The organism is Rathayibacter sp. AY1F9 (genome assembly GCF_002932155.1).
Lineage (GTDB): Bacteria > Actinomycetota > Actinomycetes > Actinomycetales > Microbacteriaceae > Rathayibacter.
The window spans coordinates 15,483-28,869 of record NZ_PSVA01000021.1 but is presented as its reverse complement, the minus strand read 5'-3'; the positions used below and the strand labels follow the sequence as shown (position 1 = coordinate 28,869).

Sequence of the window (13,387 nt, the reverse complement as noted above, 5' to 3'; positions counted from 1 at the left end):
GCCCCGTAGCGTGTCCGCATGGCCGAGCAGAGCACGACCCGCGAGAAGACAGCGCCCGATCCCGACGATTCCCGGAAGCCCGACGACGTCACCGACATCACCAAGCGCTCCTGGTTCTACGTCCTCAAGAAGACGGCCCGCGAGTTCGGCGCGGACCAGTGCACCGACCTCGCCGCCGCGCTCACCTACTACGCCGTGCTCGCGCTCTTCCCCGCCCTGCTCGCGATCGTGTCGGTGCTGGGGCTCTTCGGCCAGGCGCAGGCCACCACCGATCTGGTGCTCGACCTGATCGGGAACCTCGCGTCGAGCGAGGTCGTCGACCTGCTGCGCGACCCGATCCAGGCGCTGACCAGCTCCTCCGCCGCGGGTCTCGCCTTCGTGACCGGTGTCGTCGGAGCGATCTGGTCCGCCTCCGGCTACGTCGGCGCCTTCGGCCGCGCGATGAACCGCGTCTACCAGATCGACGAGGGGCGCCCCTTCTGGAAGCTCCGCCCGACGATGCTCGGCGTGACCGTGGTGACGGTCGTCCTGATCGTGATCGCTGCGCTCATCCTCGTGCTCAGCGGACCGGTCGCGACAGCCGTCGGCGACGTCGTGGGCCTCGGCCCCGCCGCCCTCACCGTGTGGAACATCGCGAAATGGCCGGTGCTCGTGGTCATCGCGATCGTGATCGTCGCGATCCTGTACTACTGGGCGCCCAACATCCGCCAGCCGAAGTTCCGCTGGATCAGCATCGGATCGATCGTCGCCCTGGCGATCTGGCTGATCGCCTCGACCGGCTTCGCGTTCTACGTGGCCAACTTCTCCAACTACAACAAGACCTACGGCTCGCTCGGCGCGGTGATCGTCTTCCTCCTCTGGATCTGGATCACCAACATCGCCCTGCTCTTCGGCGCGGAGTTCGACGCCGAGCTCGAGCGCGGACGCGAGCTGCAGGCGGGCATCGAGGCGGAGGAGACCATCCAGCTCCCCCCGCGCGACACCGCCGCGAGCGACAAGAAGGCGGCCGTACACGAGAAGGACGTCCGCGACGGACGCTGGCTGCGCCTGGCGAGCGAGAACCGCAGCGACGAGGGCGCGGCCCAGGACGACGAGGCCGCGAAGAAGAAGTGACTCAGGACTCGGACGACCAGAGCGCGCGGTAGTAGGCCGCTCGCTCGTCGTCCGGATCCGCTCCGAACTCCGCGAGGAGCAGCGGGGTGTGGCCGGGGCCGTAGTTCCAGCCGAGGCTGACCGCGGCGACCGCCAGATCCGCCCAGCGGTCGCCCACGCCCAGGTCGCCGACGTCGACCGTGCCGCTCCAGCGTCCGTCGTCGTCGACCAGCGTGTTCGGAGCGCACGCGTCGCCGTGCACCACGACGGGGTCCACGAGCTCCGGAGCCGCGCCGAGCGCCGACGGCCGGCGCGCGAACCAGGAGTCGCCGCGCAGCTCCTTGGGCACCGCGTCGACGGGGAGCGCGTGGACCGCCCGCAGGCCGGCCGCGATCGCGCGGACGGCCTCCTCCGGCCGGGCTGTCCACTTCGGATCGACGGCGCTCCGCCCGGGCAGCGGTGCGGTGAGGAGCCACTGCCCCTCCTCGTCCTCGCCCGCCTCCAGGATCCGGGGCGCGTCGATCCGCCCCTCCAGCCAGCGCAGACGCGCGATCTCGCGACGGAGGTCGACGCCCGTGGACCGGGGATTCCACTTCAGATACCCGGCGTCCACGCGGAAGGTCAGCCCGTCGAGCTCGTTGCGCCAGACGAGCGCCGGATCGGTGCCGCCGTTCAGGCGCCTCGCCGGCGACGGGATCCGGACGCCCTCGAGCGAGGACTGCCGTGCGAGGTCGGGACCGCTCATGCCTCCAGGGTAGGCGCCCCGATCCTGAGAGGATCCGCATGCCGCGGACCGCGCCACCCGCCTCCTCCGAGCAGCGCGCCCTTACCCTGACGGGCGTGCCGGAGCAGCCGCCCGGCGCGATCCGGTGACGAGGGAGCCCCCGTGACGCAGAGCGACGACGACCGCGGGCCCGTGCAGCCCGACTTCTCGAAGGAGCAGGAGGGCTACCGTCCCGGCCTCAAGCCCCGGCAGCTGCAGATGATCGCCATCGGCGGCGCGATCGGCACCGGCCTCTTCCTCGGCGCCGGCGGCCGACTCGCCACCGCCGGTCCCTCGCTCGTCGTCGTGTACGCGGTCTGCGGCGTCTTCGCCTACCTGATCCTTCGCGCGCTCGGCGAGCTGGTCCTGCACCGGCCGAGCTCGGGCTCCTTCATCTCCTACGCCCGCGAGTTCCTGGGCGAGAAGGCCGCCTTCGTCGCCGGCTGGATGTACTTCCTGAACTGGGCGATGACCGCGATCGCCGACGTCACCGCGGTGGCCCTCTACGTGAAGTACTGGTCGCTCTTCTCCTCCGTGCCCCAGTGGCTCCTCGCACTCATCGCCCTGGTCGTCGTGCTCTCGCTGAACCTCGTCTCGGTCAAGGTCTTCGGGGAGCTGGAGTTCTGGTTCGCGCTGATCAAGGTCACGGCGCTGGTGGTCTTCCTGGTGATCGGCGTCGTCGTGCTCGCCGCGGGCTGGCCGCTGCAGTCCGGCGGCGTCGCCGTGGACCCCGGGATCAGCCTCTGGAACGACAACGGCGGCATCCTGCCCGGTGGCCTGATCGCCAGCGTCCTGGTCGTCCAGGGCGTGGTGTTCGCCTACTCCGGAGTCGAGCTTGTCGGCACGGCGGCGGGCGAGACCGCGGAGCCGGCGAAGGTCATCCCGCGCGCGATCAACTCGGTCATCCTGCGCATCGCCGTCTTCTACGTCGGCTCGGTGCTGCTGCTGACGCTGCTGCTGCCCTACACGGCCTACTCGAAGGGCGAGAGCCCGTTCGTCACGTTCTTCAGCTCGCTGGGCGACGGCTCCTCGGGCGAGATCGCCGGATCGATCATGAACTTCGTCGTGCTGACGGCCGCGCTCTCCAGCATCAACGCCGGGCTCTACTCGACCGGCCGCATCCTCCGCTCCATGGCGCTCAACGGCTCCGCCCCCGCCTTCACCGGCCGGATGAACAAGCAGGGCGTCCCCTACGGCGGCATCCTGCTCACGGCGAGCATCACCCTGATCGGGATCATGCTGAACCTCTTCGTGCCGTCCGAGGCCTTCGAGATCGTCCTCAACGTCTCGGCGCTGGGCATCGTCACGGGCTGGGGCATGATCGTCCTCTGCCAGATGCAGCTGCAGCGCTGGGCGGCCCAGGGGCGCCTGGAGCGCCCGTCCTTCCGGATGCCCGGCGCCCCAGTGACCTCGTGGCTCACCCTGGCGTTCCTGGTGATCGTGGTGGTCCTCATCGCCGTCGACTTCCCGACCGGCACCTGGACCGTGGGGATCGTCGCGGTGGTCGGCGTGCCCGCCCTGATCGTGGGCTGGCACGTCGCGAAGCCGCGCATCCTGGCGATCGCGTCCGCCCGTGACGGCTTCACCGGCGCCCACCCCGTGATCGCCGCCCGTCCGGCCTCCGAGGCCAAGCGCGACGGGAACGAGCGGCGCCGCGAGTAGGGCGGGTCAGCGCCGGCGGAGGTAGCGCAGGAGCAGCGTGTCGCCGGCGCTGAGCACGTGCGCCAGGTGCTGCGGGCGCGGTCCGGGGACGTCGCCGCGGGCGAGCCTCCCGGAGTCCCCCGCCTCGAGCGTCGGAGCGACGGTCAGGCAGAGCTCGTCGACGGCGTCCGCGGCGAGGAGGGTCCCGAGCAGCGACGGACCGCCCTCGCAGTGGATCCTGCCGAGCCCCCGCTCCGCGAGCTGCGCCCGCATCCGCGTCGCGTCGAGCTCTGCGTCGCCGCAGACGAGCACGTCGGCGACCTCGGCGAGCTCCGCGCGGCGGCGGGCCGGCGAGGAGCCGGTGGTCACGACGATCGGGCGCACCGGCGCCTCGGTGAAGATCCGCGAGGCGGGATCGAGGTCGAGCGACCCCGAGACGATCGCGAAGACGGGCTGCGGGGCGAGCCCGGTGCCGAGCCGGGCTCGCACGGACTCGTCGCTCAGCACCATCGGACCGTAGCCCTCGGTCCGCACCGTGCCGGCCGCGACGAGCACGACGTCGGCGAGCCGGCGGAGCAGGTCGAACACGCGCAGGTCCGCCGCGCCCCCGAGATCGCCCGAGACGCCGTCGCGGGTGACCGCTCCGTCGACGCTCGTGACGAAGTTGACCCGGAGCCACTGCTCGCCCGCCCCGTCCGCGTAGAGGGCCAGCAGAGCCTCGTCGGACAGGTTCTGCCCGGCCGGCGACAGGCCGTCGATGCGGGCGCTCACGCCGCCGGCTCCACGTTGTGGCGGAGGAAGACGGGCGCTCGCCAGCCCAGCACCGCCTCCGTCATCCGCACGGCGTCCACCGCCTGGCGCACGTCGTGCATGCGCACGATCCGCGCACCGTTCAGGATGCAGATCACCGCGGCGGCGAGGGAGCCCTCGAGGCGCTCCCCCTGCGGCCGGTCCAGCGCCTCGCCGATGAAGTCCTTGTTGGAGACCGCGGCGAGCACCGGGAAGCCGAGCGCGGCCACCTCGCCCAGCCGGCGGGTGAGCTCGAGCGTGTGCAGGGTGTTCTTGTTCAGGTCGTGACCCGGATCGACGATGATCCTCCCGGCAGGCACTCCACCCGAGAGCGCGCGATCGACGCGGCTCCGCAGGTGGTCGACCACGGTCGCCACGACGTCGTCGTACTCGGGTCTCTCCGGCTCGCTGCGGGGGGCGCCCACGCTGTGGGTGATGACGAGCTGGGCGGAGGAGGAGGCGACGACCTCGAGCATCCGGGGGTCGTGCAGCCCGCTCGTGTCGTTGACGACGGAGGCGCCCGCGGCGATGCTCGCGCGCGCCACCTCGGCGCTCGTCGTGTCCACCGAGACGACCACGTCGCTCCGCTCCGCGATGCCCGCCACGACGGGGACCACCCGGTCGAGCTCCTCCTGGAGCGTGACGGCGGGGCCGCGGCCGAACGGCACTCCGCCGATGTCGACCCAGTCGGCGCCGAGCTCCGCGGCGCGCACGGCGGCCGCGATGGCGCTGTCCAGGGCGAAGGTGGAGCCCTTGTCGTAGAAGGAGTCGGGTGTGCGGTTCACGACCGCCATCACGGCCACCTGCCGCTCGAAGTCGAACTCTCGTCCGCCGATGTGCCGCGTGGTCATGGGCGCGTCCCTCCCGCTCGGAGCGCCGGGAGAAGGCCGGCGCCGCTCACCCTAGACGAGCGGAGTCGGCGGAGGCTGGAGCGGGCCGCCCTCGAGCAGCGCCTGGAAGAGGACGTGGTCCTGCCACTCCCCGGCGATCCGCAGGTAGCGCCGCGCGACGCCGATCCGCTCGAAGCCGTTGCGCTGCAGCACGGTCTGCGATCCGACGTTGTGGAGGAGCGTCCCGGCCTGCACGCGGTGCAGCCCCAGATCCTCACGCGCGGTGCGCAGGACGGCTCCGACCGCGCGGGTCATCACGCCGCGGCCCTGCAGACCGCTGTCGAGCCAGTAGCCGAGATCGCCGCTGTCGAAGGCGCCGCGGACGATGTTCGCGAGAGTCAGCCGACCGACGATCACGCCGCCCGCGTCGAGGACGAGCGGGAGGACGCTGCCGGCCCGGTGCGCGGCGAGCGCGTCCGCGACGGCGTCGGTCTGGCCCCCCGCCTCGAAGAAGCGGGTCGAGCGCGTCGGCTCCCAGGGCGCGAGGTGCCGGCGGTTGCGCCGGTACGCGGCGGCGAGGGCCGGTCCGTCGTCCCGCGAGACGAGCCGCAGGAGGGTGCCCCGGTCGTCGACGGGGATCGGGGCGGGCATCCTGCGAGGGTAGCGCCGGAGCCGGGAACGACAGAACCCCCGGCCAGGGGCCGGGGGTTCTCGTGGTGGGCGATACTGGGATCGAACCAGTGACCTCTTCCGTGTCAGGGAAGCGCGCTACCGCTGCGCCAATCGCCCGTTGCTCCGTGCGGAGCGCCTCGTTCGGTGAACGATCGAGGTGGATACGGGATTCGAACCCGTGTATACGGCTTTGCAGGCCGCTGCCTCGCCTCTCGGCCAATCCACCGTGTACGGGATTCGGTGTCGGCGGCCCGAGGGCCGACCAGGTGGGAGGCACCCGAGGGTGCCGTCCCGATGACGCCGGTCCGAGGACCGGTGTTCGAGCGGATGACGAGATTCGAACTCGCGACCCTCACCTTGGCAAGGTGATGCGCTACCGCTGCGCCACATCCGCATGTAGGTCGTACTGGTGTTGCCGTTTTGCGTGCCGTGCTGTCTTGCTGTCTGTCCGGCGCTTTCGCTGCCCGGCTCGACCTAGAAGAATGTATACGACAGCGGCGCCGGAATCCAAATCGAGCGGACGCCGATCCCGCCGCTCGGAGTCCGATCCGCGTCTTTCCGCGCGAAACCGGCTCGTCGCCGTCCGTTCACCCGGGCGTGGCGGGCGTCGGCGGTGCATCCGGGCCCCGCGGATCCGCTACGATCGTCTCTCGGGTCGTCCAGCACGTCCCCCTGGGCGATTGGCGCAGTTGGTAGCGCGCTTCCTTCACACGGAAGAGGTCATCGGTTCGAGTCCGGTATCGCCCACCCTCACCCCCGGTCCGTGCTCACGCACTCGGCCGGGGGTTCTCTCGTCCCGCCGCGGTCGTCCTCCGGCCTCGCAGCGCCCAGTCGAAGGAGCCGACCCGCGATGATGGGCCGCTCGCACGCCGTCTCCGGTGCGCTCGCCTGGGCCGTCGCCGCCTCCGTGCCCGCCGTCGCCGGGCCCCTCGGCCTCGCGGGTCTCCCGCTCGACCTCCGACTGGTCGGCCTCGGAGTCGCCGCCGGCTGGGCCCTGGTGCCCGACGCGGACCACGCGAGCGCGACCGTCTCCCGCTCGGCGCCGGCCGCCTCCCTGCTCACCGCGACCGCGGGCCGGATCAGCGGAGGGCACCGGCACGGGATGCACTCGCTGCTCGCGGTCGCCGTCGTCTGGTACCTGGTGCCGGTGCTCACGGCGCTGCGCTTCCCGGTGCCTGTCGTCGGTCCCGTCGCCGTGGCCGCCGTGCTCACGCTGCCCGCCCTCGCCTTCGCCGCGAAGGCCGTCCGGGCCGCCCCCTCCTGGCGCATCGCCTGGGCCGGGGCGACGGTCGTCACGGTCCTGCTCGTCGCGCTCGCCGACGGCACCTGGGCGTGGCTCCGGGTCGCCGCGACGCTGGGGTACCTCGTGCACGTGGCCGGCGACGCCCTCACGACCGGCGGGATCAACTGGCTGTGGCCGCTGCGCGTGCGCCTGCCGCGGCGCCTGCGCCGGACACCGCTGCGCCACGTCTGGACCACCGGAGGCTACGCCGCGCTGCCCGTCCTGGGCTCCTCCGGGTCCTGGCGCGAGACGGTCCTCTACTGGCTCATGTCCGCGGCGACGATCGTGCTCACCGCCTCGATGATCACGGCCGAGCTGCGGTAGCCCGGGGCGCCCTCCTCAGAAGACCTTCCCCGGGTTCATGATCCCCAGCGGGTCGAACACGGCCTTGATCCCGCGCTGGAGCGCCAGCGAGTCCTCGCCCAGCTCCTCCGCCAGCCAGCGCTGCTTGAGCAGTCCCACGCCGTGCTCGCCCGTGAGCGTGCCGCCGAGGGCCAGGGCCGTGCGGAAGAGCTCCGCGGCGGCGTCCCAGACGTCCTCCCCCACGGGTCCGTCCCCCGCGGGCAGCACGAAGTTCGGGTGGAGGTTCCCGTCCCCCGCGTGGGCGACGGTGGGGATGCTGAGCCCCGTCCGCTCCTCGATGCCGCGGATCGCCGCGAACATCGCCGGCAGCGCGGAGCGGGGCACGCAGACGTCCTCGATCAGCACGCGGCCCTCCGCCTCGAGCGCCGGGTGGAAGGCCCGGCGGACGGCCAGCAGAGCCTCACCCTCGGCCGGGTCCTCGGTCGCCTCGGCGGCGCCCCCGGAGGCGGTCACGATCTCGAGGACGCGCTGCGACTCCTCCGCCGCTCCTCCGCCGTCCGTCTGGACGAGGAGGTAGGCGGCACCGCGGTCCAGCATCGCTCCGGTGTAGCGCGAGATCGCGGCGAGCGCCGCCTCGTCCATCAGCTCCATCACCGCGGGACGGAGCCGCGCGGCGGTGATCGCGGCGGAGGCGGCGGCCGCGGCGACGACGCTCGGGAAGTACGCGCCGACCGTGACCACGCGCCCGGTCGGGATCGGGCGGAGCTTCACGGTGGCCTCCACGATGACGCCCAGCGTCCCCTCGGAGCCGGTCAGGAGCGCGGTGAGGTCGTACCCGGTGACTCCCTTCACGCTGCGGCGGCCGGTGCGGAGCAGTCGCCCGTCGGGGAGGACGACCGTCAACCCGAGCACCGCCTCCCGGGTCACGCCGTACTTGGCGCACAGCAGCCCCCCGGCGTTCGTCGAGATGTTGCCGCCGATGCTCGAGATCGCGCGGCTCGCGGGGTCGGGCGAGAACACGAGGCCGTGCGGAGCGACAGCGTCCGACAGCGCCTGATTGATGACCCCGGGCTCGACGACCGCGAGCTCGTCCTCGAGCGACACCTCGAGGATGCGGTCCATCGCGGCGGTCGAGAGGACGAGCGCTCCCTCGCTCGCCACTCCCCCGGCAGCGAGGCCCGTTCCCGCTCCGGGCGGCACGACCGGGAGCCGGTGCTCCGTCGCTATGCGCAGCGCCGCCTGCACGTCCTCGACCGAGCGGGCAGCGACGAGCGCGAGCGCGCGACCCGGTGCGGAGAAGCCCGACTTGTCGGTGTGCACGGCCTCGAACCCGGGGCCCTCGGTCAGGACCGCGTCTCCGAGCGCGTCGCGCAGCTGTCGGAGGATCTCGTGGTCGTGCATGGTTCACTCCGTGCGGTCGCGGGCGGGTCCTGCCGATCCTTCCACGGGCGCGGGGCAGGATGGCGGGATGACCGGAGAGACGCGATGGCCGCGGTGACGAGCGCGGGGATCCTGCTGCACCGCGAGGGCCCCTCCGGCACCGAGGTGTTCCTCGGGCGGATGGGCGGCCCCTTCTGGACCCGGCGCCCCCGCGCGTGGACGATCCCGAAGGGCGTGCACACGGGCGACGAGACGCCGTTGGACGCCGCGCGCCGCGAGTTCGAGGAGGAGACCGGCGCTCCTCCGCCCGTCGGGGAGCTGACCCTCCTCGGCGCGTTCCGGCAGAGCGCGGCCAAGACCGTCACGGTCTTCGCCGGGCACGGACACGCGGACACCGCCTTCGTCGCGAGCAACACCTTCGAGCTGGAGTGGCCGCGGGGCTCCGGCGTGCTGCGCAGCTTCCCCGAGCTGGAGGACGCCCGGTGGCACCCGCTCGACGAGGCCCGCTCGCTGGTGGTGGCCGGGCAGGTCGCCGCCCTCGACGCGCTGGCCGAACTGCTGGCGGATCCGGACGGCGGGGACCGGGCCGGCACCGCCCCCTAGTCCGCGGTCGCGTAGACCCGCAGGCCCAGCGGCACGATCCGCACCACGGCCTCGTCGAATCCGTCGCGGGAGCCGTCGAAGCGCTCGGTCTCGCCGTCGTGCGCCCACTCGGGGTCGTCCCCCGCGGGTCGGCGCGCGCCGACGGTGATCTCCGGCGTCGAGAACGACTCCACCACCGGTGCCCGCCAGCCGGGCACACGGCCGACCACCGGGGTCGCCGTACGGCCGAGCAGGAGCGAGAACGCTCCCCGGGTGCGAGGAGTCCGTCCTGAGTGCAGGATGCGCACGTCGAGGTGGCCGTCGTCGAGCCGACGCCGGGCGAGCGGGGCGGCCGTGCGCGGGTGCTCCTGGTTCACCCCGACGAAGTACGACCAGACGAGCTGCGTGCGCCCGTCGCGCCGGAGCTCGAACGGATCGGTGCGCCGCACGACCGAGAGGGCCGCGATCACGGCGGCGAGCGGCTTCCCGATCCGCTTCTCGCGCTTCTCGCGGGCCGCGACGAACTCCGGGTAGACGCCGATCGAGACCGTGTTGAGCACCGTGACCGGGTCTCCCCCGTCCGCGACGACCTCGGCCACGTCGACGTCGCGGCGCTCGCCGATCGTCGCCGCGTCGAGCGCGTCCTGGACGGTGAGCAGCCCCAGCGCCTTCGCGAAGTGGTTCATGGTCCCGCCCGGCAGCACGAGCAGCGTCATCCCCTCGGCGCGGGCGAGAGCGGCACCGACCGACATGGTCCCGTCCCCGCCGTAGATCCCGAGCACCCGGGGCGGAGAGTCCCCCGAGCGCGCCTCGCGCACCACGTCGGCGAGGTCCTCCCCCTCGGTCAGCCGGTGCACGCGCGCCTTCGGGAACCGGGCTCGGACCAGCGGCTCGGGATCGGGGCGGTGCGAGTCCCGGCCCGCGCCGGGGTTGAGGACCACGAGGAGGGCGGCGCCGTCCCCCAGCGGGCTGCGGTCGACGGGGGGCCGGGTCGCGCGCTCCGAGACGGGCACGTGGCGCGGCTCGGCCGGCAGGACGGCTCGGCCGACGACCGCGACCGCCGCGCCGAGCGCCGCGCCGCCGAGGACGTCCGAGAGCCAGTGGACGCCGACGTGCAGGCGGGAGAAGGCCACGGCGGCGGCGAGCGGGGCGACCGCCGCCCCCACTCGGGGCGACTCGAGCGCGACCCCGGCGGCGAAGGCAGCGGCGCTCGCCGCGTGCCCCGAGGGGAAGGACGCCGACGTCGGCACCGTCGCCAGGCGCCGGCCGACCGGGACGTCGACGAGGAGCGGCCGGTCGCCGCCGAACACGCGCTTGCCGACCAGGTTCGCGAGCGCGCTGGCCGCGGCGAGCGAGGCGGTCCCCCGCAGAGCCTCGCGGGGACGGCCCGCCAGGAGCAGCAGGACGCCGACGCCGGCCCAGAGGACTCCGTGGTCCGCGGCCCGGGAGAGCCCCACGAGCGCCCCGTCGACGACGGGCGACGGGCGACGGGCGTTCAGCCGCCGGGCCGCACGAGCGTCCGCCCGGCGCACGACGCGCGGGACGGTGACGAGTCGGCGGAGCAGGACGGACGGGGGTCGGGTTCCGCGGAGGGCCATGCGCTCAGCGTAGGAGGAGGCGCCTCCGCGGTCGCTGGACCGGTCGACGGCGCGCTACACCTCGCCGAAGCCCGACTCGACCAGATCGCCGAGCCGGCCGACCGCCTCGTGGGCCTGCGGCCCCGACGCCGAGAGGACGACCTCGTCCCCGCGGTCGAGCCCCAGCGACATCACGCCGAGCAGGCTCGTGGCGTCCTTGCCGTTCGCGTCGATCCGGGCGTCGAAGGTGGCGGCGAGCGTGACGAAGTCGGCCGCGGGACGGGCGTGCAGGCCGTTCGGGTTGATGAGGCGGACGCGGCGCTGCACGCGCTCGTCACCGGGCGAGGCCTCCTCGGCGGGAGCAGCGAGCGTCTCGACCCGGGCCGACTCCGCGGCGGCGAGCACCTCGTCCAGCGACGCCCCCGTGCCCGCGGCGACGGCGGCCGCGACCGCCCCCTCCACCAGCGGGGCGTCGGCGATCCGGACCCGGGCGCGCGCGTCGTCGTCGAGGAACTCGACCGCGGTCTCCGCCGTCATGATCGCCGAGCCGAGGTCGCAGAGGACGACGACCCCCTCGCCGGAGTCCGCGTCCGCCAGGGCCGCCGTGATGCGGTCGAAGCTGGTGCCGATGCCGCCGTCGTCCGTCCCGCCCGCGGCGACCAGCGCGACCGAGGCCGCCATCTGCTCCGCGAGCTCGACCAGCCCCTCCGCCAGCTGCGCGCTGTGCGAGACCAGGACCAGCCCGACGCTCACGCCGCCGCCTCGGCTGCTGCGCGGAGCAGGAGCACGGTCGACACGCTGCCGGGATCACGGTGCCCGATGGCGCGCTCGCCGAGGTAGCTGGCGCGTCCCTTGCGGGCGACCAGCGGGTCCGTCGACTCCGCTCCCCTCTGCGCCGCCTCCGCCGCCGCGGCGAGGACGTCGGCCGGAGCCGCTCCCTCCTCGGCGGCGGCCGCGGCCGCGTCGACCGCCGGCGTCCACGCGTCCACCATCGTCTTGTCGCCCACCTCGGCCTTGCCGCGGAGCACGATGCCGTCCCTCGCCGCGGCCAGGAGAGCTGCGACGTCAGCGCCCTCGAGCGCGTCCTCGCCCGCGACCGCGGCGGAGGCCTTCAGGAACGCCGTGCCGAACAGCGGGCCCGAGGCGCCGCCGACGGTGGAGATGAGCGTCGTCGCGACCAGCTTGAGCACGTCCGCCGGGAGCCCCTGCTCCGGCGCCCCGTCCAGCTTCGCGACCACGGCCTGGAAGCCGCGGTCCATGTTCTCGCCGTGGTCCCCGTCGCCGATCGCCCGGTCGAGCGTGATCAGCTCGACCCGGTGCTCCGCGATCGACTCGGCGGCGCGGCGGATCCACGCCGTCGCCCACGCCGCGTCGAGCCCGGCTCCCTGTGCGTCCTGCATGGTCGTCTCCTCCTCGTGGGCCGCTCCTGCGGCTGTCGTTCCGGTCATGGTGTGCGCGCGGGCGCTCAGCGTCCCCACCGCAGCGCCGCGGTCTGCACCGGGGAGTCCCACAGCTCGGTCAGGGCGTCGTCGAGCTTGAGGACGGTGAGCGAGAAGCCCTGCATCTCGAGCGACGTCGTGTAGTTGCCGACGAGGCTGCGTGCGACGGTGATCCCCTTCTCGGCCAGCGCCTTGGCTGCGCGGCGGTAGGCGAGGTACAGCTCGATCTGCGGCGTGCCGCCCATGCCGTTCACCAGGAGCAGCACCTCGTCCCCGGAGGAGAACGGCAGGTCCTCCAGGATCGGGCCGAGGATCCGGTCGACGATGCGGTCGGCCGGCTCCAGCGCGATCTTCTCCCGGCCGGGCTCGCCGTGGATGCCGATGCCGATCTCGATCTCGTCCTCGCCCAGCTCGAAGCTCGGCTCGCCCGCGTGCGGGACGATGCACGGCGTGAGGGCGACGCCCATCGAGCGCACGTTGGCGATCACCGTCTCGGCGATCGTCGCGACCTCGTCGAGGGAGTCGCCCCGCTCGGCCGCGGCGCCCGCGATCCGCTCGACCAGCACGGTGCCGGCCACGCCGCGGCGGCCCGCGGTGTAGAGCGAGTCCTTCACCGCGACGTCGTCGTCGACGATCACGCTGCGCACCTCGATCCCCTCGGCGCCGGCGAGGTCGGCCGCGGTCTCGAAGTTCAGGACGTCGCCCGTGTAGTTCTTCACGATGTGCAGCACACCCGCACCGCCGTCGACGGCCTGCGTGGCCGCGACGATCGGGTCGGGCGTGGGCGAGGTGAAGACGGGACCGGGGACGGCGGCGTCCAGCATCCCGAATCCGACGAAGCCCGCGTGCAGCGGCTCGTGCCCGCTGCCGCCTCCGCTGACGATGCCCACCTTGCCCGAGCGGGGCGCGTCGGCCCGCACCACGAACAGGGGATCCGACACCACCCGGACCAGGTCGGCGTGCGCCAGGCCGAAGCCGGCCACCGACTCCGTGACGACGTTCTTGGGGTCGTTGATGAGCTTCTTCATCGAGGTCTC

Annotated in this window: 13 protein-coding genes and 4 tRNA genes; 5 read left to right on the top strand and 12 right to left on the bottom strand. The window is 73.5% G+C overall.

The annotated features are described in order from the left end of the window. Positions 1-18 precede the first annotated feature (18 nt). Positions 19-1,113 (top strand): YihY/virulence factor BrkB family protein, encoded by a 1,095-nt coding sequence (locus tag C5C37_RS13015; RefSeq protein ID WP_104239455.1) that lies wholly within the window; start codon positions 19-21, stop codon positions 1,111-1,113. 1 nt (position 1,114) lies between these two features. Here the strand turns inward: C5C37_RS13015 and C5C37_RS13010 are convergent, their stop codons facing one another. Continuing rightward, positions 1,115-1,837, bottom strand: a complete 723-nt coding sequence (locus C5C37_RS13010; protein WP_104339043.1) for an aminoglycoside 3'-phosphotransferase — start codon at positions 1,835-1,837, stop codon at positions 1,115-1,117. Positions 1,838-1,978: 141 nt separating this feature from the next. Between C5C37_RS13010 and C5C37_RS13005 the strand changes: the two genes are divergently transcribed. Next, on the top strand, positions 1,979-3,517 hold the full coding sequence (locus tag C5C37_RS13005; protein WP_258074135.1) for an amino acid permease: 1,539 nt from the start codon (positions 1,979-1,981) through the stop codon (positions 3,515-3,517). Positions 3,518-3,523: 6 nt separating this feature from the next. Here the strand turns inward: C5C37_RS13005 and C5C37_RS13000 are convergent, their stop codons facing one another. The 6 genes from C5C37_RS13000 to C5C37_RS12975 all read right to left on the bottom strand — a co-directional run bounded on the left by C5C37_RS13000 (position 3,524) and on the right by C5C37_RS12975 (position 6,181). Further along, positions 3,524-4,267 carry a pyrimidine reductase family protein gene (locus C5C37_RS13000; RefSeq protein WP_104339042.1) on the bottom strand — a complete coding sequence of 248 codons (744 nt, stop codon included), beginning with the start codon at positions 4,265-4,267 and terminating at the stop codon, positions 3,524-3,526. Next, on the bottom strand, positions 4,264-5,136 hold the full coding sequence (gene folP, locus C5C37_RS12995; RefSeq protein ID WP_104267382.1) for a dihydropteroate synthase: 873 nt from the start codon (positions 5,134-5,136) through the stop codon (positions 4,264-4,266). The genes C5C37_RS13000 and folP overlap by 4 nt, the downstream gene beginning before the upstream one ends. A gap of 51 nt (positions 5,137-5,187) precedes the next feature. Then, positions 5,188-5,766, bottom strand: coding sequence for a GNAT family N-acetyltransferase (locus C5C37_RS12990; protein ID WP_104339041.1), 579 nt, complete (start codon positions 5,764-5,766; stop codon positions 5,188-5,190). A gap of 63 nt (positions 5,767-5,829) precedes the next feature. Then, a tRNA-Val gene (locus C5C37_RS12985) sits at positions 5,830-5,904 on the bottom strand. Between the two features lie 38 nt (positions 5,905-5,942). Continuing rightward, positions 5,943-6,013: transfer RNA gene (locus tag C5C37_RS12980), tRNA-Cys, on the bottom strand. A gap of 96 nt (positions 6,014-6,109) precedes the next feature. Next, positions 6,110-6,181 (bottom strand) — tRNA-Gly (locus C5C37_RS12975). A 280-nt stretch (positions 6,182-6,461) separates the two neighbouring features. Between C5C37_RS12975 and C5C37_RS12970 the strand changes: the two genes are divergently transcribed. Continuing rightward, positions 6,462-6,534: transfer RNA gene (locus tag C5C37_RS12970), tRNA-Val, on the top strand. 103 nt (positions 6,535-6,637) lie between these two features. Beyond that, on the top strand, positions 6,638-7,393 hold the full coding sequence (locus C5C37_RS12965; protein ID WP_104261617.1) for a metal-dependent hydrolase: 756 nt from the start codon (positions 6,638-6,640) through the stop codon (positions 7,391-7,393). Positions 7,394-7,408: 15 nt separating this feature from the next. Here C5C37_RS12965 and C5C37_RS12960 read toward each other — a convergent pair whose 3' ends face one another. Then, entirely contained in the window at positions 7,409-8,773 is a 1,365-nt protein-coding gene (locus tag C5C37_RS12960) for an FAD-binding oxidoreductase (RefSeq protein WP_104339040.1), read from the bottom strand. Positions 8,774-8,857: 84 nt separating this feature from the next. Between C5C37_RS12960 and C5C37_RS12955 the strand changes: the two genes are divergently transcribed. After that, positions 8,858-9,355: an NUDIX domain-containing protein gene (locus C5C37_RS12955; RefSeq protein ID WP_104339039.1), complete on the top strand. Its 498-nt coding sequence runs from the start codon at positions 8,858-8,860 to the stop codon at positions 9,353-9,355. On the opposite strand, the gene C5C37_RS12950 is transcribed toward C5C37_RS12955, so the two are convergent. The 4 genes from C5C37_RS12950 to dhaK form a co-directional block, all read right to left on the bottom strand. Then, positions 9,352-10,932 carry a bifunctional phosphatase PAP2/diacylglycerol kinase family protein gene (locus tag C5C37_RS12950; protein ID WP_104239316.1) on the bottom strand — a complete coding sequence of 527 codons (1,581 nt, stop codon included), beginning with the start codon at positions 10,930-10,932 and terminating at the stop codon, positions 9,352-9,354. The genes C5C37_RS12955 and C5C37_RS12950 overlap by 4 nt on opposite strands. A gap of 54 nt (positions 10,933-10,986) precedes the next feature. Beyond that, positions 10,987-11,664: a dihydroxyacetone kinase phosphoryl donor subunit DhaM gene (gene dhaM / locus C5C37_RS12945; RefSeq protein ID WP_104339038.1), complete on the bottom strand. Its 678-nt coding sequence runs from the start codon at positions 11,662-11,664 to the stop codon at positions 10,987-10,989. Further along, a complete protein-coding gene (dhaL, locus tag C5C37_RS12940; RefSeq protein ID WP_104251072.1) occupies positions 11,661-12,311 on the bottom strand; it encodes a dihydroxyacetone kinase subunit DhaL in 651 nt (216 codons plus the stop codon). Before dhaL ends, dhaM begins: the two co-directional genes overlap by 4 nt. A gap of 65 nt (positions 12,312-12,376) precedes the next feature. After that, positions 12,377-13,378: a dihydroxyacetone kinase subunit DhaK gene (gene dhaK / locus C5C37_RS12935; protein WP_104339050.1), complete on the bottom strand. Its 1,002-nt coding sequence runs from the start codon at positions 13,376-13,378 to the stop codon at positions 12,377-12,379. Between the last annotated feature and the right edge of the window lie 9 nt (positions 13,379-13,387).

What these genes read in the sequence shown, in the direction of transcription:
- C5C37_RS13015 (WP_104239455.1), top strand. Translation starts at nt 19, where the DNA reads ATGGCCGAGCAGAGCACGACCCGCGAGAAGACAGCGCCCGATCCCGAC.
- C5C37_RS13010 (WP_104339043.1), bottom strand. Translation starts at nt 1,837, where the DNA reads ATGAGCGGTCCCGACCTCGCACGGCAGTCCTCGCTCGAGGGCGTCCGG.
- folP (WP_104267382.1), bottom strand. Translation starts at nt 5,136, where the DNA reads ATGACCACGCGGCACATCGGCGGACGAGAGTTCGACTTCGAGCGGCAG.
- C5C37_RS12990 (WP_104339041.1), bottom strand. Translation starts at nt 5,766, where the DNA reads ATGCCCGCCCCGATCCCCGTCGACGACCGGGGCACCCTCCTGCGGCTC.
- C5C37_RS12965 (WP_104261617.1), top strand. Translation starts at nt 6,638, where the DNA reads ATGATGGGCCGCTCGCACGCCGTCTCCGGTGCGCTCGCCTGGGCCGTC.
- C5C37_RS12960 (WP_104339040.1), bottom strand. Translation starts at nt 8,773, where the DNA reads ATGCACGACCACGAGATCCTCCGACAGCTGCGCGACGCGCTCGGAGAC.
- C5C37_RS12955 (WP_104339039.1), top strand. Translation starts at nt 8,858, where the DNA reads ATGGCCGCGGTGACGAGCGCGGGGATCCTGCTGCACCGCGAGGGCCCC.
- C5C37_RS12950 (WP_104239316.1), bottom strand. Translation starts at nt 10,932, where the DNA reads ATGGCCCTCCGCGGAACCCGACCCCCGTCCGTCCTGCTCCGCCGACTC.
- dhaL (WP_104251072.1), bottom strand. Translation starts at nt 12,311, where the DNA reads ATGCAGGACGCACAGGGAGCCGGGCTCGACGCGGCGTGGGCGACGGCG.
- dhaK (WP_104339050.1), bottom strand. Translation starts at nt 13,378, where the DNA reads ATGAAGAAGCTCATCAACGACCCCAAGAACGTCGTCACGGAGTCGGTG.